Annotated in this window: 17 protein-coding genes; 12 read left to right on the plus strand and 5 right to left on the minus strand. The window is 32.5% G+C overall.

Annotated elements, in window-relative coordinates; translation table 11 throughout:
• Nucleotides 1-16: 16 nt before the first annotated feature.
• The 3 genes from NYQ10_RS11465 to NYQ10_RS11475 form a co-directional block, all read right to left on the minus strand.
• Nucleotides 17-1336, minus strand: coding sequence for a DUF3472 domain-containing protein (locus tag NYQ10_RS11465; protein WP_289880955.1), 1320 nt, complete (start codon nt 1334-1336; stop codon nt 17-19).
• A gap of 88 nt (nt 1337-1424) precedes the next feature.
• Entirely contained in the window at nt 1425-3122 is a 1698-nt protein-coding gene (locus NYQ10_RS11470; protein WP_289880958.1) for a RagB/SusD family nutrient uptake outer membrane protein, read from the minus strand.
• Between the two features lie 10 nt (nt 3123-3132).
• Nucleotides 3133-6195 carry a SusC/RagA family TonB-linked outer membrane protein gene (locus NYQ10_RS11475; RefSeq protein ID WP_289880961.1) on the minus strand — a complete coding sequence of 1021 codons (3063 nt, stop codon included), beginning with the start codon at nt 6193-6195 and terminating at the stop codon, nt 3133-3135.
• Nucleotides 6196-6838: 643 nt separating this feature from the next.
• Here NYQ10_RS11475 and NYQ10_RS11480 point away from each other — a divergent pair.
• Nucleotides 6839-7489 carry a sugar-binding protein gene (locus NYQ10_RS11480; protein WP_289880963.1) on the plus strand — a complete coding sequence of 217 codons (651 nt, stop codon included), beginning with the start codon at nt 6839-6841 and terminating at the stop codon, nt 7487-7489.
• 13 nt (nt 7490-7502) lie between these two features.
• Here NYQ10_RS11480 and NYQ10_RS11485 read toward each other — a convergent pair whose 3' ends face one another.
• Nucleotides 7503-8543, minus strand: coding sequence for a LacI family DNA-binding transcriptional regulator (locus tag NYQ10_RS11485; RefSeq protein WP_289880964.1), 1041 nt, complete (start codon nt 8541-8543; stop codon nt 7503-7505).
• A 232-nt stretch (nt 8544-8775) separates the two neighbouring features.
• On the opposite strand from NYQ10_RS11485, the gene NYQ10_RS11490 reads away from it, so the two are divergent.
• The 10 genes from NYQ10_RS11490 (at nt 8776) to NYQ10_RS11535 (ending at nt 21185) form a co-directional block, all read left to right on the plus strand.
• The gene (locus tag NYQ10_RS11490; protein ID WP_289880966.1) at nt 8776-9867 is read left to right on the plus strand and encodes a mevalonate kinase family protein; all 1092 of its coding nucleotides are present in this window, start codon (nt 8776-8778) and stop codon (nt 9865-9867) included.
• A 6-nt stretch (nt 9868-9873) separates the two neighbouring features.
• Nucleotides 9874-10755, plus strand: a complete 882-nt coding sequence (locus tag NYQ10_RS11495; protein ID WP_289880969.1) for a sugar phosphate nucleotidyltransferase — start codon at nt 9874-9876, stop codon at nt 10753-10755.
• Nucleotides 10756-10920: 165 nt separating this feature from the next.
• Entirely contained in the window at nt 10921-12294 is a 1374-nt protein-coding gene (locus NYQ10_RS11500) for a sugar MFS transporter (RefSeq protein ID WP_289880970.1), read from the plus strand.
• A gap of 37 nt (nt 12295-12331) precedes the next feature.
• Nucleotides 12332-14260 carry a glucosamine-6-phosphate deaminase gene (nagB, locus tag NYQ10_RS11505; protein WP_289880972.1) on the plus strand — a complete coding sequence of 643 codons (1929 nt, stop codon included), beginning with the start codon at nt 12332-12334 and terminating at the stop codon, nt 14258-14260.
• A gap of 470 nt (nt 14261-14730) precedes the next feature.
• Nucleotides 14731-14961, plus strand: a complete 231-nt coding sequence (locus tag NYQ10_RS11510; RefSeq protein ID WP_289880974.1) for a DUF3820 family protein — start codon at nt 14731-14733, stop codon at nt 14959-14961.
• Between the two features lie 158 nt (nt 14962-15119).
• Entirely contained in the window at nt 15120-15809 is a 690-nt protein-coding gene (locus NYQ10_RS11515; protein WP_289880978.1) for a hypothetical protein, read from the plus strand.
• Nucleotides 15810-16110: 301 nt separating this feature from the next.
• Nucleotides 16111-17727: a CTP synthase gene (locus tag NYQ10_RS11520; protein WP_289880980.1), complete on the plus strand. Its 1617-nt coding sequence runs from the start codon at nt 16111-16113 to the stop codon at nt 17725-17727.
• Nucleotides 17728-17806: 79 nt separating this feature from the next.
• Complete coding sequence (gene yidC, locus NYQ10_RS11525; RefSeq protein WP_289880983.1) at nt 17807-19720, plus strand: membrane protein insertase YidC; 1914 nt, start codon at nt 17807-17809, stop codon at nt 19718-19720.
• Nucleotides 19721-19815: 95 nt separating this feature from the next.
• Entirely contained in the window at nt 19816-20541 is a 726-nt protein-coding gene (locus NYQ10_RS11530) for a toxin-antitoxin system YwqK family antitoxin (protein WP_289876475.1), read from the plus strand.
• An 86-nt stretch (nt 20542-20627) separates the two neighbouring features.
• Nucleotides 20628-21185: a DUF4956 domain-containing protein gene (locus NYQ10_RS11535; protein WP_289876476.1), complete on the plus strand. Its 558-nt coding sequence runs from the start codon at nt 20628-20630 to the stop codon at nt 21183-21185.
• On the opposite strand, the gene NYQ10_RS11540 is transcribed toward NYQ10_RS11535, so the two are convergent.
• Nucleotides 21182-23059: a PEP/pyruvate-binding domain-containing protein gene (locus tag NYQ10_RS11540; protein WP_289876477.1), complete on the minus strand. Its 1878-nt coding sequence runs from the start codon at nt 23057-23059 to the stop codon at nt 21182-21184. The genes NYQ10_RS11535 and NYQ10_RS11540 overlap by 4 nt on opposite strands.
• 141 nt (nt 23060-23200) lie before the next feature.
• On the opposite strand from NYQ10_RS11540, the gene mnmA reads away from it, so the two are divergent.
• Nucleotides 23201-24388, plus strand: a complete 1188-nt coding sequence (gene mnmA / locus NYQ10_RS11545; RefSeq protein ID WP_289876478.1) for a tRNA 2-thiouridine(34) synthase MnmA — start codon at nt 23201-23203, stop codon at nt 24386-24388.
• Nucleotides 24389-24406 lie beyond the last annotated feature (18 nt).

The raw sequence follows: 24406 nt of genomic DNA on the forward strand, positions 1-24406 counted from the left end.
ATTTTTTTGAGATAGTTTAAGGTAAAGCACTAAAATCTATTTCAGGTTTTTTATTGTTGAGTGGTCTTGTAAAGTTAGTTTTTGGCGTTGTATAATTATTAAAAAAACCTCCATTTTTTAAATAGAAAGAATTGTTTTCTGTTCCGCCTGCAAAATCCATTCTATATTCTTTTGCGCCTGTATTGTCATTTGTAAATCTGGCTGTATTGATTTCTGTCCAATTTCCTTTTTCATCACAAATCCATTGATTGTTGAAAAGCACTTTTCGAGAAAAATCACCTTGTTCTGGAATAAAATTTTCTAAGAAAGAGTGAAATCTTTTTAAATAAGTATTCGTTTCTGGACGATTGAAACTAGCGATCAATAACCATTTGTTTAATTCTGGAGCGAAAAAATATGCTGTATATGTTGTAGAATTATTTCCGTTTGGAAAACCTCTTAACAAGAACTTGTAAGTTGTGCCGGCTTTCCAATTGTACTTTAAATAACTTTGTCCGCCTGAACCTTCATTTCCAAATTCTCCGGTATGAACATTTTCGCCTTTTTTAAGCATTTTGATTTTATGCGATTCTGGAATATTGTTTGGGTCATCGGTATTAAAAGGACTCCAAACTGAGAATAAAACTCTTCTTTCTGTTGCTGAGTTTACTTGAATTCCGAAATAGCCTTCACCAAAACCATTTGCCATAAAATAAGAACCAATTTTATCTTCGTTTTCTGGAACCGTTATTTCGTTGTAAAACCATTCAGCATTTATGTTTTCTGGAACAGGATAGTTTAAGTGAACAGATGGACCGCGACGTCCCCAATGATAAAAATTACCTTCGTTGTTAGGAACATAAGAGATTTTTCCATCATAATCTGCGCTGGAAATTTTTAATCTATTAATAGACGGAAAACGATCACTGTTTTTACTAATTCCTTTTATTTTCAGTGCAACATATCCTTCTTGATTGATTTTCCAGTTTCCGATTAAAACCGCTTTTTTTGAAGAATTGAAAATTACTTTTTTTACTTCATTATTAATCGAAAATTCAAGTTCAGATTTTCCGTAAACTTCAACAGATTCTTCAACAGAAATTTGAAAAGTTCCCGGTTTAAAAATTCTGAAATAAACTGTGAAAGACTCTTTTGAATCTGTCCAATTTTCGATTCCATTATCTGTAATGTTGCTTTCTTCTAAATGTTTAGAGCTGTATGCATTTCCTGCCAAAGGCAAAGAAATCTCCGTTTTTGGGTTTTCAAGAACATTATTTTCTGTTTCAATTTCGTTGTGATTTGCACAAGAAAATGATACAAGTGAAAAAGCTAAAATCAGGTTTAATAAATTTTTCATTAGTAAGTATTGAATGATTAACTTTTTTAAACCTCTCTAATTTTTAAAAATAGAGAGGCTGTTAAAAACAATAAACAAATCTAAAAGATTATGGGTTTTGGGTTAACGTACCCGGATAAGCATTAATTTCTGATTGCGGAATGTATTGTACCACTCGTAAACTTGTTGCAGGAACATCATTCATTGGCAAATGAGGGCCAGGATAACGACGTGTCATGGTTTGTCCGTTTCTGTAAACATCGTAACCGCGATGCGCTTCAAAAGCAAGTTCTAATTGACGTTCTTCATCAATTCTTTGTACAGCGTTTGTGCTATTTAAAGAAGTATAAGCGCCACCAACAATAGCTCTTTCACGAACTTTATTCAAATTGATTAAAGCATTGCCATAATCTCCTTTTTTAGCATAAGCTTCAGCAAGATTTAGATACATTTCTGCCAATCGCGAAATAATTGGAGAGTGCAGGTGAGAATCATTATCCTGAAGCGAGCATTTTGTAATGTAATACATTGGATATACACGGTTTAAAAGCATCATATAATCTTTTTCGCCAGTGTAAGTTTTTCCTTCATATACAATTGAATACTGATTTTCGGCAGCATTTACAGTTGTTAAATTATAGTTTGTAGTTCCGATAGTAATATAAAATGAACCATCAGCATTACGTTTAAGAGGTTGCTGCATGTAGTTGTATCCCGTTTGAGTTCCTCCAGCATTAAAAACATCGTAGATAAAACGGAAAGCTTCAGTTTTGTTTCCAGCAGCATCTGTGGCGTATTGCGGATCGATGAAAGCCCAACGTGCATCATTTTTTCCACCAGCTTTTCTAAGCAAATCTAAATATTCAGCACTTGCATACATTTCTCCCCAACCTTGACCTTGAATGTTGGCGTACATACCACCAATTCCGTAATAGTGATCGTAGCCAGAAAACTCAGAAGCAACTTGTTTTACAGCAAAAATAGTTTCCGTTTGCTCTGGCGCGTCAGGAGCATAAGTATTGTATTTCATGAAGCTTGCACGGCTCAATAAACTGTAACGTCCGCTTGCGATTACTTTATTCGAATATTCGATAGACTGCGTTGCAAATTCTTGATTTGGAGAATCATAAGTGCCGCTCATATATAAATAAATTCTAGAAAGCATTGCTTGAGCCGCTTCTTTTGTTGCATAAGCAGCAGTTTTATCGGCATTCATTAAAGCTTCTGCTTTTTTCAAATCATTAATTGCTTGTGCATAAGTATCTTTTACAGAGGAACGATCTGGTAAAGTCAAATTGTTTAAATCTGCTGGAAGACCATTTACAATTGGAACACCTAAATTAGTTTCAGGAGATTGTGCATAAGGTCTTCCGTATGTTTTTCCTAAATAAAAGTAAATCATACCTCTTAAATAATACGCTTCACCTAATTGCTGATCAACTGCGTCACTTTCTCCTTCTTTTATAATTTTAATTAAATCACTTGATTGCGAAATTATTTTATAACTGTTATTCCAAAAAACAGACAAACGTCCATTATTGGTAACATGCTGATAAGAAATAAAAGAATAAAAAGCATCAGTAGAAGTTCCTCTAATCATAATGTTGTCGCCTGGATATTCGCCAACTCTGTGCATAACGTCAGACCAGCCTTTAAGCTGAGCATAACATCCGTTTAGTAAAACTTCGATAGAAGCTTCTTTATCTTCCTGAATTTTATCTTGCGTATAGGAATTAAATGGTTCTCTGTCTAACTCACATGAAGACAGGAAACTAATTGCTGTAAATAATAGAAATATCTTTTTCATGATTTTGTTTTTAAAGAGTTAAGTTAAGTCCTAATACCACTTTTCTTGTTGAAGGATAAACTTGCGTAGCAACACCAGAAATTGCTCCATTAATTGGCGGAATTTCAGGATCAACTCCAGAATAATGTGTGATAGTAAATAAATTTTCTCCAGCGATATACAATCTTAAATTTGAAATATAAAGACTTTCAATCGGCATATTGTAACCTAAAGTCACACTTCTCATTTTTAAGTAAGTTCCAGTTTCTAAGAAACGAGAAGAAGCTTTGTTTGAGTTACTAGGATTATTGTAAATCGCTTGCGGATGTGTTGCAATATCTCCAGGTTTTTCCCAACGGCTCCAACCGCTATGTAAATTCATTTGATTACGATCTGTATAAGCTCCGTCCGAATCAAATTCTGCTCTAGCATAATTGTAGATTTCTCCGCCTACAGAATAACTGAAAATAGCCGCGAAATCGAAATTTTTATAATTTAAATTGGTAGAAAAACCTCCAAAAAAATCAGGAGTATAAGCACCTATTACTTTTTGGTTTTTAGAAGCAGCCGCATAATCATAAGTTTTAACACGTGCTCCGTTTGCATCTGTTGTCATCCATTGAGGTCTTCCATTTTCAGGATCAACGCCAGCCCATTCTGTTAAATACCAACTGTCTACATCTTTTCCTGGAGTAAGTAATTTACTTGCAGAACCTGCTATACCACTTCCGTCTCCAACAATAATCTGAGTTTTACCTCCGTAAAGGCTTGTTACTTTATTTTTATTTGTTCCGATGTTGGCATCAACAGACCATTTTAAATTATCATTTTTAATGATATCTACATTAATTGATGCTTCAAAACCTCTATTATTTACCGCTCCAACATTTTTCCAAATACTGGTTACGCCAATTACACCTGGGAGAGGCACTTGATATAAAAGATCTGAAGTGTTTTTATTGTAGTAATCTAAAGTAATATTTACACGATTGAATAATCCGATATCCAAACCGACATCACCTGTATAAGTTTTTTCCCAGCTTAAATCAGGATTTCCTAATTGCGAAATTAAAGCTCCCGGATTTTCATTATAACTTTGTGAAAAAGAATATAATGGAAGGTGAGGGTATAAACTGTTTGGTCTGTTTCCTACAGAACCGTAGCTGGCTTTTAATTTTAAATTATGAATAAAATCGACATGGAAAAAGCTTTCCTTATGAATATTCCAACCACCGCTCACAGAAAAGAAATTTCCATATTGTGCATTTTTTCCAAAGTTTGATGCACCATCACGACGAAAAGAAACTTGTGCTAAATAACGGTCATCATAAGAATAATTTAAATTCGACAATAAAGACTGAACAGCCCATTGCGATCTTCCGCCACCCACTTTTTCTGGAACAGCTGCTGCATCGGCAACGATAATTCCCGGTGGAATTCCAGTTGCAATTCCGTTACTGTATTTAGAATTATATTCATTCCATTCGTAACCCGCAACAGCATTAAAACTATGTTTATCAAAAGTTTTATTAAATCTTAAAAGCTGATTGCTGTAAACGCGGTTGTAATTGCTGAAATAATCTTCAATTCTTCCTTTAACAGCTTCGCCAGAAGAAGATCTCGGATCTGAATAATACGTTGAGGTGTAACTTCCAAAGATATAATTGTTTACAGAAGCAAAAGTCAGCCAGCTTGTAAATTTAATATCAAAATCCATATTGGCACGAACGGTATAACTTTCAGATTCACCATAATTCCATTGTAAATCATATAAATAATTAGAACCTGTCGTGTTTACCCAAGTCGGATTTGGAGCATTTCCAACTAGACTTCCATCTTCCAAATACGGACTGTCCCAAGGCATATTTCCGTACAAAGCGCCTACAGAATGCTGTTGATCAAATGTAGTTTCTTTGGTTAAGTTTATTTGAGGACGTACAGTAAACCACGTATTCGGTTTGTACTCAAATTTCATTAAACCATTGTATTTTTTATATTCATAACCTTTTATAGCTCCAGTTTCGTCATAATATCCAAGAGAAACATAGCTTTTAAAATTGTCACCGCCTCCGCTGATAGACAGATTGTAGTCGTTTGCAATTCCTGTTTTACTTCCGTTGTCCCACCAATCGAAGTTTTTGTTTCGCAATTCAGGATTCCACCACCAAACATTCTGGAAATCTTCTTTATTTGCAAAAGAATCATACAAATCATATAATTCTGCGCCATTCATTATGTCAAAATTTCCGTTATTGATTGTAGTCATTGCAGTTCTAGCAGAAAAATTAATAGTTGCTTTTCCTTTTTTACCACTTTTTGTAGTAACCACAATAACTCCGTTTGCACCTTGAGAACCGTAAACAGCAGTAGAAGCAGCATCTTTAAGAACAGTAAGCGTTTCGATATCAGCAGGATTCATATTTCCAGAACTGTTTCCGACAATTACTCCATCAATAACCCAAAGCGGATCTGTGCTTCCGTTTACAGTAGTTCTACCGCGAATAATAATTTTTCCAACCGATCCAGGCTGTCCTCCGCCTGTGTTTACAAAAACACCTGTAGCTTTTCCTGCAAGCATGTTTTCGACAGCTGGAGTAGTAACATCAACAATTTTTTTGTTGTCTAAAGTTTGAAGCGAACCTGTTAGACTTTCCTTTTTAACTTTACTGTATCCCACAACAACAACTTCATCCATTTGTTGTCCAGATTCTTTCATTGTAACTTTTAAAGAAGAATTTCCTGCAGCAACTTCTTGTTCCTGCATTCCAAGAAATGAAAACACTAATATTGTCGAGGTGCTTGGAACTTCGATAGCAAAACTTCCGTCAATATCGGTTTGAACACCAGTTTTACTGCCTTTAATAACAACATTTACCCCAGGAATTGGAGTTCCTTTTTCGTCTACGACTTTCCCTTTTACTATTTTTTGAAATGCTAATAAACTGGTTTTGTTTAAAGCGATTTCACTAATCGGTGCTGCAGACGCCGCTTGAATGCTTAAAGACAACAATGAAAACAAAGCTGTTTTTAAGCTTTTTTCAAGTACTGAATGCATTCTTAAAGTGCTGGACTTTTTAGCGAATACTTTTTTCATACTCTGGTTAGGTTTTGGTTAATAATTGAGTTTTTGTTTAGTTGATTTTTTCTTTTCTAAAGATTAAAATTTTGGTTTTGTTGATGTTTTTGAATTCGTTTTTTTATCTAAAAATGATCAAAAATGAATGCAAATTTTATCGTCAAAATTCTAATTGTTCGACGAAACTAGAGATTAAAAAATTATAAAACAAGAAAAAACACAAAAAATGTGCTCGAACACACAAAATTTATGTTCTCGAGCACATAAAATTGTGCAATTGATTTTTTTGAGATAAAAAAGTTGAAGATATTTTAAAATAAAATGTAAAATAGACAGTTGTTAGATTTAATCGGATTCTTAGCGGGTTGTTTTCTTTTTTAAGGAATATAAAGTAGATTGGTTTTTTAGTAAGAATTTCGCAATTGTTGATTTGGAAACCTAAGAATTGATTAACTATTTTTAAAGTTTAAATCTGTGAGTTTTTTCTTTCTCTATTTTTTTATTCATGTTATAATAAAAAAAGCATTTAGATTTTTTGAAAAAGTTTGCCTTATATTAGCCTTTTTTAAATTAATAAAAAGATGTTTTTTTTGAAAGTAGAATAATTGCATTTTTTAAAGCGCTATTATTGATTTCGAAAATTAAAATAAAACCGAAAAAAATGAGTTCAGATTTAAAAGCCTACAAAGTCAATTTAGTTAAACAAAACGAAAACGTAAATATTGAAAACTTGGATTCTGATTTTTGGGAAAAAGCAAACTGTTTAACAGACTTTTGTTCGGCTTGGAAAACAGATCCATTTTCAAAAATTGAATTTAGAGCAAGATGGAATTCAGATTATTTATATTTTAATTTTCAAGTTTTTGATTCGGAAATTTATATCGACAGAAAAGACAATTCTACAGACAGTATTTGCAATTCAGATAGAGTGGAGCTTTTTTTTAGAAAAGATGAAAAAATGAGCCCGTATTATTGTTTAGAAATGGATGTTGATACTCGAATTCTGGATTTTGAAGCTTATCCGAATTGGAATTTCGATTACGATTGGAAATGGCCAAAAGGACATTTAGAAATTTATTCTTTTAAAAACGCCAATTCATTTACCGTTCAAGGAAAAATAAGCATGGCTTCGCTTAAAGAATTGGATTTAATTCAAAATAATATTATTGAAGTTGGAGTATATCGAGCCAAATTCTCAAAAAATGAAAACTTAGAATACGAACCAACATGGATTTCTTGGGTTAATCCTAAAACAGAACAACCAAATTTTCATATCGCATCTTCGTTCGGGAAATTTATTCTAGAAGATTAAATTCAAGAAAAAATTAGTAAAGGTAGAAATCGGCATTTTCGACATTAATAATGTCAATTGGTAATAAAATTGTCTCCGGAATTTCTTTGCTGTACAAGAAATGTTCTGCCAATGTGCTTACGCCTAAATATGCTTGTCTTTTTTGATTTTGGTGAATCAAGAAATGCAATAATCCCTCGTTTAAATAATTGACATTTTTTTCGATTAAATCGTAACCAATAAGCGCTATTTTTTTGTTTTTCAAGCTGGAAAGAGTTGTAGCAATTTGATACGCTTTTGATGTTGTAATAAATATGCCTTTTAAATGCGGATTTTCTTCAAGGAAATTTAAAAACTTGCTTTCAACATTTGGATGTTTTAGTTTTAAAGTTGTTAGAGAAAAGTTATTCAATTTCTTTTCTTCAAAATAACTTCTGAAACCTTTTTCCTTTTCCTGCATGTGAACCGCATTTTTCAAGCTTTCATCAATATGAACAATTGCAATTTGACCTTCGGATAAAATTAAGTTCATTAAGCTAGCAGCAACTCGGCCGCTTTTGTAAAGATCCTGGCCAACAAAACATTTCACGATATTAGACTCAATCTGATTATTGAAGGTATTGACAATAATATTAGATTCTTCATAAACTTTAACAGCCTCAATCGTCTCTTTATGAAATACGGGAGCAATTAAAACCGCATCGGGTTCAACACTTAAAACTTTATCATTAGCATTTACAAACGATTTTTTGCTTTCTGGATTAAAATACTGAATCGTAATATTGACGCTGTAAGGTTTAAATTCCTTTACAGCATCTTGAATTCCGTTTACACAAGGAAGCCAGTACGAATCTATTTCAGGATCAGGGAGTAAAACACAGATTTTATAAATCTTGGTATTTTTTAAATTTCGTGCAATTAAATTAGGCTCATAATCAATAACATTTAAGACCTCATTAATTTTTTCCAGCGCCGCAGGAGAAACTTTTCCTCTATTATGCAAAACTCTGTCGACAGTTCCTTTAGAAACTCCGGCCATTTGCGCAATGTCTTTAATAGTATATTTTTTATCCATATAAGCAAATATATAAATAACATTTAATTTTTCGGAATATACTTTGGATGAATTTTAAAAATGTGCTCGAGAACATTTTTTAGTGTGTTCGAGCACATTTTTTCTGGATTTATTTGTTTTATCAAAATATAATCTATAGTTTCGTACAATCAAAACCCAAAATCAGAATAAATTTAATAATCAAAATTTACTTTAAAACGTTGTTTTTTAGTATTTTAATATCTTGTTTTTAATGAAGAAAATTACAGCTTCAGCGCCAGGGAGAACCTGTCTTTTTGGAGATCATCAAGATTACTTAGGACTTCCTGTTATAGCTTGCGCCATAGATAGAAATATTAAGCTAATTGCCAAAGAAAATCAGACCGATACATTTGTGCTCAATATGATTGATATAGACGAAATTCGGATCATAGATATTCATGCCACATTCGAAAAATTAGAAGCACGCGATTATTTTGCTTCAGCGCTTCGTGTTTTACGCAGATATGGTTGCATTCCAACATCAGGTTATACAATAACTATTACCGGAGATATTCCAATAAATTCAGGAACATCTAGTTCTTCGGCATTATTAATGGCTTGGATTCGTTTTTTAATTGAAGCTTTTGGAATTAATCAAGAAGTAACGCCAGATTTCCTTTCGAAATTAGGTTATGAATCTGAAGTTTTAGAACACGGAGAACCTGGCGGAATGATGGATCATTTTAGCATTGGCGTAGGTAATATAGTTTACATTAATACCAAAAAACCATTCTCTTTTGATGTAATAGGAACAGAATTAAAAGGTTTGATAACTGGAGTTTCTGGAGTTCCAAAAGAGACAATCGGTTTAATCGGCGAATTAAAAGGTAATGCTTTAATGGCAATTGATATTGTAAAACAAAATTATCCCGAATTTGATTTGAATGCTTCAGAAATTGAAGATTTAAGTAAATATAGAAATTGTCTTCCAGATCGTTTGATTCCTTATTTTGAAGCCGCTATCAAAAATTACTATTATACAAAAGAAGCATTAAAAGAATTTGAAAAACCAGTTTTAGATCTTAAAAAAATTGGCTCCTTAATGAATGGTCATCATGAAATTTTGCGAGATCTTCTCAAAATAACAGTTCCGAGAATAGACGCAATGATCAATGCGGCTCTAAAAGCGGGCGCGTACGGTGCTAAAATTGTGGGCTCTGGCGGAGGTGGAAGTATTGTAGTTATTGCGGATCCTGAAAAAGAAGATTCGGTTATAAAAGCAATTTTAAATGCTGGAGCAGAAGAAGCTTATGTAGTTAATGTAGATCCTGGAGTACGAATTATTGATAATATTGAAATTTAAAATAAAATGCACAACAACTTAGTAATTCTAGCCGGCGGAGCTTCTTCTCGTATGAAAAAAGAAGCGGTTTTAGATAATTTGACTCCAGAAGAAATTGCTCAGGCAAACGAAAGAAGTAAAGGTTTAATTGGTGTCGGCGCAAGCGGAAGACCTCTTTTGGATTATCTTTTATGGAATACAAAAAAAGCTGGCTATAAAAACATCTATATTATAATAGGTGAACAAGGAGAATTGTTTAAAGAGTTTTATGGAAGTCAAATTAAAAATAATGACTTTCACGGACTGAACATTTCATTTGCAGTTCAATACATTCCTGAAGGTAGAGTAAAACCTTTTGGAACTGCTGATGCTTTATTTCAGGCGGTAGAACAATATCCAGAATTGAATTCGCAGTTTTACTCCGTTTGCAATAGTGATAATTTGTATTCAGCAGAAGCTTTGCGCGCATTAAGAGAAACAGAAAGTCCAAACGCATTTATTAGTTACGATCGTGATGCAATGGATTTTCCGCTGGAACGTATTTCTCGTTTTGCAATTGCAAAATTAGATCAGCATAATCAATTGCTGGATATATTAGAAAAACCTTCAGAAGATGTTTTGGAAGAATATAAAGATGCAGAAGGAAAAATACGCGTAAGTATGAATGCTTTTAAATTTAATGGCAAAACATTATATACACATTTAAAGAATTGTCCTATTCATCCAGAGCGCGATGAAAAGGAACTTCCGACAGTTCTTTTAAACTCCGTTAAAGAAAATCCGCAAACTACAGTCGGAATTCCGTTTTCTGAGCACGTTCCAGACCTTACAGCCAAAGAAGATATTGCCGACGTAAAAACATATTTGGCAAAATATTACCCTGATTTAAACTGGAATAGCAAAAATTAACAAAACTTTCATATCTAAATTAGAGATTAGGGAAATTTAATGTAGTACTTTTGTTTTGCAAAAAAAATGCAGATATTTGCATAAATTACGCAATCAATAATGTGAGAGTTGATTCTAATTTAGATTTTGAATTAAATAAATCTATAAACTAATCAACCAAAAATTATGACAAACATTCAAAGTACATTACAGGTAGAAAGAAAAAGTGCCATTGTTCCGATGGTCATTCTAACATTATTGTTTTTTATTCTAGGATTTGTAACCTGGCTAAACGGGCCGCTAATTCCGTTTTTTGAATTGGCTTGCGAATTGACTTCTTCTCAAGCTTATTTTGTAACCTTCGCGTTTTACATTGCTTATTTTGTAATGGCAATTCCTTCTTCTTATATTATTGAAAAAGTAGGATATAAAAACGGAATATCTTTAGGATTACTAATCATCGCCGCTGGTGCGTTTATGTTTTATCCAGCTGCATCTAGCCGAACTTTTCTTTTGTTTTTAATTGCATTATTTATAATGGGAACTGGTTTAGCAGTTCTGCAAACTGCTTCTAATCCGTATGTTGTGGTTATTGGACCGCGAGAAAGTGCTGCTGCAAGAATCAGTGTTTTAGGAATTGCAAATAAACTGGCTGGCTTTGTAGCGCCAATCGTGCTTACAGTTCTTGTTTTGTCTAATATGCAAGACTTTACCGCAGAAAAAATTGCTTTGATGGACGAAGCTTCAAAAAATACGGCGTTAAATTCTCTTGCTTTGCAATTACAAACACCGTATCTTTATATGGGGTTGATTATTACTGTTTTAGCTTTAATGGTGAAATTTTCTCCTTTACCAGAAATTGATTTGGATGAAGAAGGAAATGTATCGAATCTGAGTGTTTTTAAACAAATTAAAAATGCTTTCAGATATCCGCAATTGGTTTTAGGAGTAATTACTTTAATGTTGTATTTATCTGCAGAAGTTTTAGCTGGAGATTCGATCGGCGCTTTTGGAAAACAGTTGGGAGTTTATGGAGAAGATGGAAATTTCTATCTAAAACTAACTTCATTTACAATGTCGGCAATGGTTATCGGATATGTTCTTGGAATCGTTTTAATACCTAAATATGTTTCTCAGGTTAAGGCTTTAAAAGTATCTGGAGTATTAGGAATAATTTTAGTTCTGGCAATTGTTCTAATTTCTCCAAAAATTATGGTTGCAGTTCCTGGAACTCCAAATATTCCTTTAGTAATACTTTTAGTAGCGCTTTTAGGATTGGCAAATGCATTATGCTGGCCTGCAATCTGGCCAATGGCTTTGCAAGATTTAGGAGGTTATACAAAAATTGGAAGTGCTATTTTGATTATGGGAATTATTGGTGGAGCTGTTTTTCCACTTTTTTACGGAATGATCACAGAAAGCATAAATTCTTCTTTAGTTGCAAAAAATATGCAAAATGTATCAAAAAGCGGAAATCAGATTGCTTACCTAATGTTATTGCCTTCTTATATAATGATTCTTTTTTATGCTGTAAAAGGACATAAATACAGAAAATGGTAATAATTTAAAAGAACAAAAAATAAAAAATTAATATATCATGTTAAAAAGTAAAATCGACAAGGCAACAGGTTTCGAAAAACGATTCGAAAACATCAACACAGTTGTTTTTGAAAATTCAACGGATGCTTCTAAAGAAGTTGCGCAAGAAATTGCCGCTTTAATCAGAGAAAAGCAAAATATAGGAAAACCTTGTATTTTAGGTTTGGCAACTGGTTCTTCTCCAAAAGGATTATATGCAGAATTAGTTCGTTTGCATAAAGAAGAAGGTTTGAGTTTTAAAAACGTAATCAGTTTTAATTTGGATGAATACTATCCAATGGAACCGAATTCAATCAACAGTTATGTTCGTTTCATGAAAGAACTTTTGTTTGATCATGTCGATATTTTACCTGAAAACGCTCACGTTCCAGACGGACTTTTAACAAAAGAAGAAATTGCAGATTATTGTCACGAATACGAAGCTAAAATTGAAGCTTTAGGCGGAATCGATTTACAGGTTCTTGGAATTGGAGGTAACGGACATATTGGTTTTAACGAATCTGGTTCGCTTCAAAACTCTAAAACTCGTTTGGTTGCATTAGATCATATCACAAGAGTGGCAGCAAGTAAAGATTTCTACGGTTTAAATAATACACCAAGAACAGCAATTACGCTTGGGGTTAAAAAAATCATGGAAGCAAAAAGAGTAATCTTGTTAGCTTGGGGAGAAGGAAAAGCAAACATTGTAAAAAAATCTGTTGAAGACGAAGTTACAAATCGAGTTCCAGCTTCATTTTTGCAAGAGCACAATAATGCAGTTTTTATTTTAGATAAAGAGGCTTCTTCAAAATTAACGAGAATCAACAAGCCTTGGTTGGTTGAAAAAATCGTTTGGACTGATAAATTAACTCGTAAGGCAGTTTTAGGATTAGCTTTAGATCTTAAAAAGCCAATTTTAATGCTTACTGATGCAGATTATATCGAAAACGGTATGAGCGATTTGTTAGCAGATTCAGGTCCAGCTTACGATACGAATATTAAGATTTTCAATAAATTACAAAATACAATTACAGGTTGGCCAGGTGGGAAACCAAATGCAGATGATACAAATCGTCCTGAAAGAGCAGAGCCGGCTAAAAAACGTGTATTGATCTTCAGTCCACACCCAGATGATGATATTATTAGTATGGGAGGAACTTTCATGCGTTTGCAAGAGCAAGGTCATGAAGTGCACGTGGCTTATCAAACATCTGGAAATATTGCAGTTGCTGATGATGAAGCGCTTCGTTTCGCAAGATTCGTAATTGATTATAACGAGAAATTCGGAATCAAAAGTGAGCAAGCAGATGATATTTACAAAAAAGCAGAAGCATTCTTGCAAAACAAAAAGAACAGCGAAATTGATATTCCGGAAGTTCGTTACATTAAAGGTTTAATTAGAAAAGGAGAGGCGAGAGCTACAAGTCATTTTGTTGGTCTTCCAGATTCTCAGATTCACTTTATGGAGTTGCCTTTCTATGAAACTGGAACAATCGAGAAAAAACCAATCGGACCAGAAGATGTTCAGTTAACAGTTGATTTAATTGAAAAAATTAAACCACACCAAATTTACGCAGCTGGAGATTTAGCAGATCCGCACGGAACTCACAAAGTTTGTTTGGATGCGATTTTTGAAGCTGTTAAGGTTTTAAAGCCAAAAGAATTTATGAACGACTGTTGGTTGTGGTTATATCGTGGAGCTTGGCAAGAATGGGGAATTGACGAAGTTGAAATGGCAGTTCCGATGAGTCCAGACCAAGTTTTGGCAAAACGTCACGGAATCTTCAAACACCAATCTCAAAAAGACGGAGTTGTTTTTCAAGGAACAGACGCAAGAGAGTTCTGGCAGAGAGCAGAAGACAGAAACCGTGAAACAGCTGAGTTATACCACCAATTAGGTTTAGCAACTTATGCAGCAATGGAAGCTTTTGTAAGATGGCACTATTAAAAAGTGATAAAGGTTCAGAGGGGTAAAGGGACAGAGGTTTCTAATCTGTGCTGAACTTTTTTTAAATAATATTTTTGAAGCAGGAAGAGAGGGCGGAAATAAGTTCTTTTTTCTTGCTTCTTTTTTTTGAAAGATGCTATCCCGAGGCTTCGGGACTGAGATACTAAGATTCTAAGTTTTTTAGTCTTTTGAAATCAGTAATTAGTCATAATAATATTTTTGAAGCAGGAGGAGAGAACGAAAAAGGTTCTTTTTTCTTGCTTCTTTTTTTTAAAGATACTGAGATTCTGAGGTTCTAAGTTTTCTAGTTTTTATGTTCGGTTTTGTTTTAACTGTAAACTGCGACTGTGACTGAAAACTATTTTTTAATCTGTGGCAAAAGAAAAAATAAATAGTAGTTTTGTGTGAAATGAAATAAGCAGAAAATCTACGAAGTCTTTCATCTTGCTTCTTTCTTCTACAAGAAAACTATGGATCAAGACAAAAAACAACTCATCAAATTAGCGCACACCAAAATGCCTTTCGGAAAATACGAAGGAAAATATTTAATTGACTTGCCTGAATATTACGTCGTTTGGTATCATAATAAAGGATTTCCAAAAGGGGAGTTAGGACAACAGCTACAATTAATTTATGAATTGAAATTAAATGGTTTGGAGGAATTGATTCGAAATATTAAGAAACAATATCCGCAGCCTTAAAAACTAAATATACTTTCCTAAATAAAGTAGTTTAATCTTATTTTATTCTTTTTTTGACTTTTAAAGGCCTTTTATCTTCTAATACATATTTATCATTGTTTAAAGATAAAGTACTAAATTAGGTAATTTCTAGATTGCCTTGAGTTTAAAAGGTTTTTATGAGAAAAATTACATTGTTATTTTTTATTATTGTACAAGTGTGTGTTGCTCAGACTAATAATGTGAATCAATTATTGATAGACGGAGAAAAGGCTTATTTAGAAAGTGATTTTTTACTAGCAAAAGAAATATATACGAAGATTACGATTGAAAATCCAAAAAACAAAGACGGGTGGTTTAATCGCGCTGCTGTGGAATTAAAATTAGGTGATAATGAAACTGCATGTGAAGATTTTTACCAAGCTTATTTGTTGAACGATGGCGAAGCACAAAAAATAATTCAAGAAAATTGTTCTAATTTTAGAAATGGTTTGATCATGTCTTTAAAAGATGTGGAAGAAAAGCCAAAATTTTTATATGGAAGAAAGGAATATTTATTTTTCGAAAATAATAGTTTGAACCCTAAATTTCTTAGTATTTTAAAAACAAGATTTAAATGGTCGCCAATTATGTCTAAATATAAAGGAAGAATTTATATTCAATTTCAAATTGACAGATTTAACAAGTTGGATGCGAGCATACTAAAAGTTAGCGGTAATCAAAAAGATGCAGAAATTGTTAAAAAAGAACTATTGTCGATTTTTGATGATATTGTAGTGTATGTTTCGGCTAAAAATAATGGAGTAAATGTTGATTTATGGGATAAATGGTCACAAATATTCGATTTTATAATGGTTTCTTCTAAGTAAGCTATAAATCTAGCATTTTAGAGTAATGGACTTTTTTGATAATATGAATTTATTATTAATAAAGTGAAATCGAATATGATTTGCTTTTTTAATTTATCAAGGTTCTCCATAATTAGTTGCGAATTTTTAGCTAAAATCCTAAAAAGCTTTCATTTTATAAAGTCAGAACTTCAAACGGCTATTTAAATTGAAAGAAGTCTAAAAATTTAAAAATTATCTCATTCTTGAATTGATAAATTGTCTAATTAAATTTGTACTTTTGCCAAGTTTTTTACACAACTACTTACAAACAAACAACAGAATGAATCAAACAAAATATATTTTTGTTACAGGAGGTGTGACCTCTTCATTAGGAAAAGGGATTATCGCGGCATCTTTGGCAAAATTGTTACAAGGAAGAGGATACCGTACAACTATTCAGAAATTTGACCCATATATTAACGTTGATCCAGGAACTTTGAATCCTTATGAGCACGGAGAATGTTATGTGACAGATGATGGAGCTGAAACTGACTTAGACTTAGGACACTACGAGCGTTTCTTAAACGTTCCTACTTCTCAGGCTAATAACGTTACTACAGGAAGAGTTTATCTTTCGGTTATTGAAAAAGAAAGAAGAGGAGAATTTTTAGGAAAAACAGTTCAAGTTGTTCCTCATATCACAAACGAAATCAAAGACAGAATGCAATTGCTAGGTAAATCTGGCGATTATGATATTGTTATTACTGAAATTGGTGGTACTGTTGGTGATATCGAATCGCTACCTTATATAGAATCTGTTCGTCAATTAGTTTGGGAGTTAGGTGAAAACAACGGAATTGTTATTCATTTAACTTTAGTTCCTTATTTAGCTGCGGCAGGTGAGTTAAAAACAAAACCAACACAGCACTCTGTTAAAACTTTAATGGAAAGTGGTATTAAGGCAGATATTTTGGTTTGTAGAACAGAGCACGAATTGTCTCAGGAATTACGCCAGAAATTAGCTTTATTCTGTAATGTGAAGAAAGAAGCAGTTATTCAGTCAATTGATGCTTCTACTATATATGAAGTTCCAAATTTAATGCTTGAAGAAGGATTAGACGTTGTAGCTTTAAAGAAATTAGATTTGCCTAAAAAAGCATCTCCAGATCTTAAAAACTGGAATACTTTCTTAAAAAGATTAAAAAGTCCAAAACAAACTGTAAATATTGGTTTGGTTGGAAAATATGTGGAAATGCAGGATTGCTACAAATCTATTTTAGAGGCGTTTATCCATGCAGGAGCTGCAAACGAAACTAAAGTAAACGTAATTTCTATTCACTCAGAGCATATCAATGCAGAAAATGTTGAAGAAAAATTAGGTTCATTAGATGGAGTTTTAGTTGCTCCAGGTTTTGGTGAAAGAGGTATTGAAGGAAAAATCGAAGCAGTTCGTTACGTTCGTGAAAATAAAATTCCTTTCTTCGGAATTTGTTTAGGGATGCAAATGTCTGTTATTGAGTATTCTAGAAATGTTTTAGGTTACGCTGAAGCGAATTCTACAGAGATGAACGAAAAAACGCCTCATCCGGTTGTGAATTTAATGGAAGAACAGAAAAACGTAACTGATAAAGGAGGAACAATGCGTTTAGGTGCTTGGAAATGTGATATTAAACCAAACACTTTAGCACACAAAATTTACGGAGAAAAAACTATTTCGGAGCGTCACCGTCACCGTTATGAGTACAATAATAAATATGCTGATGAATTGCAAAAAGCTGGTTTAAAAGCTTCTGGAGTTAATCCTGATACAGGTTTGGTTGAAATCGTAGAGCTTGAAAATCACCCATTCTTCATTGGTGTACAATACCATCCGGAATACAAAAGTACGGTTGCAAATCCGCACCCTATTTTTGTAAACTTTGTGGCTGCGGCAGTAAATGCGCATAAAAAACAGTAATTAATATTTTGAGAAACTTGTAACTTTTGAGATAAACTCATTACTAATAAGCTTCAATGAATAACTTTTTTAAATAATAATGGAAGAAAAAAAATTAGACTTTAATTCAATCATTGGTTTTGTATTGATATTTGGAATTTTGATTTGGATTATGTACCAAAATCAGCCTTCTGAAAAAGAAATTGCTGCTGAAAAAGCCAAGAAAGAATTAGTTGCTAAACAAGAAGCACAAGCAAAAGCTGATAAAGCTAAAACGGCATCATTACCAGCTGCGGCTGTAACTCCTGGAGATACACTTCAATTGGCAAAATTGCAAAAAACTTTAGGAGGATTTGCTTATTCTGCAACACTTCCTTCTGCAAAAGAAGCTTTTACAACTATTGAAAACGAAAAGATTAAACTTAAAATCGCTAATAAAGGTGGTTATATTGTTGAAGCTACTTTAAAAGAATTCGAAAGATTTAAAAAAGGTTCAGGTCAATTAGTTGAGTTAATCAAAAACAACAATTCAAGTTTAAATCTACAACTTCTTACTACAGATAACAGAACTTTAAATTCTAAAGATTTGTATTTCGAACCAACATTAGAAAAAATCGGTGCAGACCAAGTTTTATCTATGCGTTTGAAAGCCGGAGCTAATGAATTTTTAGAATACAAATATATTTTAAAACCAAACGATTATTTAGTTGGTTTTGATATTCGTTCTCAAGGTTTGAACAGAGTTTTAAATTCTGCTAAACCAGTTGATTTGCAATGGGATTTAAAAACATACAGAAATGAGAAAAGTATTGCTTACGAAAATCGTTATGCTCAAATTGATTACAAGTACAACGAATCAAAATACAATAACGTAAGTTCGCACGGACAAGGTAAAGAAGAAACTCCTGAAAAAGTAAGTTATGTAGCTTTCAAACAGCATTTCTTTACTACTATTTTATCTACAGAAAAACCTTTTGAAACTTCAAAATTACAATCTGATGATTTAGTTAAGGATGAAAAAATTGATACTGTTTTTACAAAACAGTTTAGAGCAAATTTACCGTTAGCATTTACAAATGGAGAGATCGATTACAAAATGAATTTGTATATGGGTCCTGCGGATTATAAGACTTTAAAAGCTTACGATAAAAACTTCGAAAAAATCATTCCATTAGGATGGGGAATTTTCGGATGGATTAACAAATGGATTTTTATTCCATTATTTGGATTCTTAAGTTCTACAATTGGATTGGCTTTAGGAATTGCAATTATCATTTTTACAATTATCATCAAATTGGCTATGTCGCCAATTACATATAAGTCATTCTTGTCTCAGGCTAAAATGAAAGTTTTAAGACCTGATATTGCAGAGTTGGGAGAAAAATTCAAAAAAGACCCAATGAAGAAACAACAGGAAACTATGAAATTGTACAACAAAGCGGGCGTAAACCCAATGGCAGGATGTATTCCAGCATTGATTCAGTTGCCGTTTATGTATGCATCGTTCCAGTTTTTCCCTGCTGCTTTTGAATTAAGACAAAAAAGCTTCCTTTGGGCAGACGATTTATCATCTTTTGACTCAGTTGTAAAACTACCATTTACTATTCCGATGTATGGAGATCATATCAGCTTGTTTCCGATTTTGGCAGCAATTGCAATTTTCTTCTACATGAAAATGACATCTGGAGATCAGCAAATGGCAGCTCCTCAACAAGAAGGTATGCCAGATATGGCAAAAATGATGAAAATCATGATTTATGTTTCGCCATTAATGATGTTAATTTTCTTCAATAATTACGGTTCTGGTTTGAGTTTGTATAACTTTATTTCAAACTTAATTACAATCGGAATTATGTTTGTAATCAAAAATTACATTGTAGATAGTGAAAAAATTCACGCTCAGATTCAAGAAAACAAATTAAAAGAGCCTAAAAAGCCAAGTAAATTCCAGCAGCGTCTTAACGAAGTAATGGAACAACAAGAAGCAGCAAAAGCTCAGAATAAGAAAAAATAATTCTCAATAAAAAAATCTCGATTTAATCGGGATTTTTTTATACCAATATAATTTATAATTTAGATTTTCGTTAAGCTTAAAATAAAACTATATCTATGATCTCAAAAAAAATCATACTTGCATTTTTGTTTCTTTCTTCATTCTTTTTGAATGCGCAAACAGATGTAAATAAAGTTGATGCGGCAGGAAAAAAAGATGGACTTTGGAAAGGAACTTACGCCGAATCTAAACGACCTCGTTACGAAGGAACTTTTGATCACGGAAAAGAAACCGGTATTTTTAAGTTTTTTGATGATACTAAAAAAGGAGATGTAATTGCGACAAGAGATTTTAGTACTAATGATGGCAGTTCTTATACTATTTTCTACGATCAGAATAAAAATAAGGTAAGTGAGGGGAAAGAGGTTGGGAAATCTCGTGAAGGAGAATGGAAATACTATCATAAAGCTTCTAAAGTTTTAATGACGGTTGAAAATTATAAGAATGGGAAATTAGAAGGCGCAAGAACTATTTATTATCCAAATGCTCAAATTGCAGAAGAGATGATGTATAAAAATGGTTTAAAAGAAGGAACTTATAAAAAAATAGGTCAAGACGGAACGCTTTTGGAAGAATCTAACTTTAAAAATAATGAATATAACGGTGATGCTGTTTTTTACGATTCAGATAAATCTGTTGCTTCTAAAGGAAAATTTGTAAATGGTAAAAAAGCTGGAATTTGGCAGTTTTATCAAAAAGGAAAATTAGTGAAAGAAGTAAATATGAGCGATCCTAAAAATACAAATAAAGCTTCTGAGAAAGGTTCTGCACCGAAAAAATAATAGTACAATAGCTTTTTCCCTTAAATAAAAATAAAATGGACAAAGAATAAATTGTTTACATTTGAGTAACCAATTTATTTTGATTTATGGATTTAAACGAACTTTTAGGACGATTTCTGCTTCTGTTTTTTTCGATTTTGGTTCTGTATTTTTTCTCCAACCGAAAAGATAATGCCACCATAAATCCATTAATGGTTACTGTGGGACTCTGCACATTTTCGCTTTGTTATCTTTTTACAAAAATTGAAATTGGTGTTGGAATTGGATTTGGTTTATTTGCCATTTTTTCCATTCTTAGATTTAGAACACAATCTTTTACTGTAAACGCTATTATTTTTCTTTTTGCGACGATTACATTATCGATTTTAGATATTATGTATCCGTTTGAAAAGATTGAACTATTGTTGTTTTTTCAAATTATTATTATCGGATTTTATATTGTCGCTTCAATTATTGTTAATAAAAAAGCTTCAAAATATCTGAATTCTGTAGATGTGAAAATTCCGCTTGACGATAACTTTTCTTTAAATCAGGAATTCATTAGAAAATCAATTCAAGAGAAAATTAAAATTGAAGAATTTGATTTTAGAATTGTCTTAATCAATACGACGGCAAACGAAATAGATTTATTGGTTTTCTATTAATCGTTAAAAGGACGAACTTGTTTAATATATAAATCTCTTTTTTCGCCCACAATTTTGAACTCAATATCGACAGGATGAAATTGATTTTTGCGCCAATATCGATACATTTTAGTTTCAATTTTTTTACTGACATTAAAAATATTGCTCATTTCTTTTCGGCTTAGTAAAGGTTCGTTATTATTCAAATTAGAATTTGAAGTATAGTCGATATCAAAATCGGTGTCGTCTTTTCCATCATTAAAATGATAAGCAACAAATTGCTCACAGATTTCGCCTTTTTCTGGTTTTACAACTGAGTTTTCACCTTTTTGAACATTAACCGTAATGCCAGGAAAATTTTCTCTAAAAATATTTTTCGTAATAATTACGCCATTTGCTAATTCGTCGGGAAAAGAACGATGCACTAAAACTCCCATGGAAATATTCTGCTGATCAATTCCGAAAAGTTCTCTTTCGTTGTAAGAAGCTTCATTCCAAACACTTGCCCAAACTTGTTTTATTGCCTTTTCGAAAGTTTTGATGGAATCTCCGAGAATTCCTGTTTTCGAATCATACAAACCTGCTCCATTAAAATCGTCCAAATCTTCTGCATTTGTGGAAGATCTAAATCTGAAGTTTTTAAATTTTGCATCTTTAAAAGCTAGATTTAGTTTCGAAATTAATTCAGGATCAATAGGTTCTTTTTTGATGGCATCTCTGATTTTTTTCAATTGATTATTAATCCAAACTGTTGAATCTTTTTTAGGAAAAGCTAAAAGTTCAGCAATTAAGGGAGAAATAGATGTTTTTTGAATATGTTGATTATAAAAATAAAACGGAATGGCATGCGCATTTTCTGGAACTTTAAATGGAGTTTCTTTTGAAATGGCAATCAAATATGCCATGTTTTGCGCTTTTGAACCAATATAATTTACACCTTTTTTAGGAATTTCAGCCAAATTGACCAATTCGGTAATGCTGTTATCAATAATTAACTTTTTCTTTTTTGCAGCAGATTTAACTGGGATTTTTTTAGTTGTTTCTTTAATGTAGAAAGTATCGACGTTAATCTTCAATTCTACTTTTTTAGACAACAATATTTTGATATTGTTGTCTTTTTCGATTTCCGTGTAAGCCATAATCGGAATCTTTCTGTTTTTTCCTAAAAGAACTAAATGACTCAGCGGTGTCTGAAGTTCGTTTACAATAATTCCTCTAACGTTTGGAAGAATTTCTGGCGTGCCATCCAGAATGATAATTTCATCAGAATTAGGTTTTATGGTTTCTAATTCTTTGATTTTATATTTTTTCAGAATTCCAATATTACTTCCTCGAACAACTTCCTGATATTTTATTTCACCAAAAATATAATCTGATTTTACACAGGGAATTTTAAATTTCTGTTGCTGAAACCATTCCATCATTTCGGGATTATTCAAATAGAATTTTAATTTTTGACCGATAAAAGTGGAGCTTCTAACTAAATTAAAAAAACGTTCAATTAAGGAAATAGGCATATGATCGGAAGCAGCAAGTTCAAAGATCCATTTATCAGTGCCTTTAATATGATTTAAATTTCCAAGTAAATAATCTCTGTTTTTGTCTGTATCGCTATAATTTTCGTTATTAAAAACATCAAGTTCTTTACTATAACCTAAATAATTGGTAACAAAATCAAAATGCAGTAAAATGAGACTGCTATTGAAATAATACATCTTTTGTTTTCGGATGTCATAAACCACTTTGACTGATTCGATATTGGAGAATTTGTCAGACAAAGGTTTTCCCTTAAACGCTTTATACGCTTCATAATTTGGCAAAGAAGCCATGTATCGTTGCGCGCTCAAAGTTGTTAGCACGAGTAGAAAAATCAAACTATAGAGATACTTTTTCATATTTTTAAACGAATGAATAAATGTACTTAAAAAAGCAATAAGTTTTATCTACCGCGGGATTGCTTAAAGTAATGCAAACCTTTGTGAAATTTTCTATTATTTGGTGTACCTTTGCAACCTTAAAAAATTAAACATTTCAAAATGAAACGAGTAGTTGTTGGACTTTCAGGTGGAGTAGATTCTAGTGTTGCTGCATATTTATTGCAACAGCAAGGATACGAAGTTATTGGCCTTTTTATGAAGAATTGGCACGATGATTCGGTTACTATTTCGAACGAATGTCCTTGGCTTGAAGACAGTAACGATGCTTTGCTTGTTGCTGAAAAACTTGGAATTCCGTTTCAAACTGTTGATTTAAGCGAAGAATACAAAGAAAAAATCGTTGACTATATGTTTAACGAATACGAAAAAGGAAGAACTCCAAATCCTGATGTGCTTTGTAATCGCGAAATCAAATTTGATGTGTTTATGAAAATCGCTTTGAGTCTTGGTGCAGATTATGTGGCAACTGGACATTATTGTCAAAAAAGCGAAATCGAAGTTGATGGAAAAACGGTTTATCAATTAATTGCCGGAAATGACGTCAACAAAGATCAATCTTATTTTTTATGCCAACTTTCACAAGAACAATTGTCTAAAGCTTTGTTTCCGATTGGTGCTTTAACAAAACCAGAAGTTCGCGAAATTGCTGCTGAAATGGAATTGGTTACAGCCGAAAAGAAAGATTCTCAAGGTTTATGTTTTGTCGGAAAAGTTCGTCTTCCAGAATTTTTGCAGCAAAAATTACAGCCAAAAGAAGGTAAAATTGTTCAAGTAGATAAAAATGATCCAATCTATGATGTTGAAATATCGGCTGAACTTTCTTTAGAAGAAAAATTAAAATTAGAATCTCAAAAATTAGAATATCTTCCGACAATGGGAAAAGTGGTTGGAAAACACCAAGGCGCTCATTATTTTACAGTTGGACAAAGAAAAGGTTTAAACGTAGGAGGAACTACAGATCCTTTATTTGTAATTGCTACAGATGTTGAAACGAATACCATTTATACAGGTTTATCAAGTTTACATCCAGGATTATTCAAAAAAGCACTTTTTGTTGGAAAATCTGAAGTACACTGGATTAGAGAAGATTTAACACTAAAAGCAGGCGAAAAAATGGAAGTAATGGCTCGAATCCGTTATCGCCAACCTTTGCAAAAAGCGGTGTTGCATCAATTTGAAGACGGAATGTATGTTGAGTTTGAAGAAGCGCAATCTGCCATTACCGAAGGACAATTTGTAGCTTGGTATTTAGAAAATGAATTAGTTGGTTCGGGAGTAATTTCTTAAATTTATACCGTTGGAAGA

The sequence above is a fragment of the Flavobacterium johnsoniae genome (assembly GCF_030388325.1).
Lineage (GTDB): Bacteria > Bacteroidota > Bacteroidia > Flavobacteriales > Flavobacteriaceae > Flavobacterium > Flavobacterium johnsoniae_C.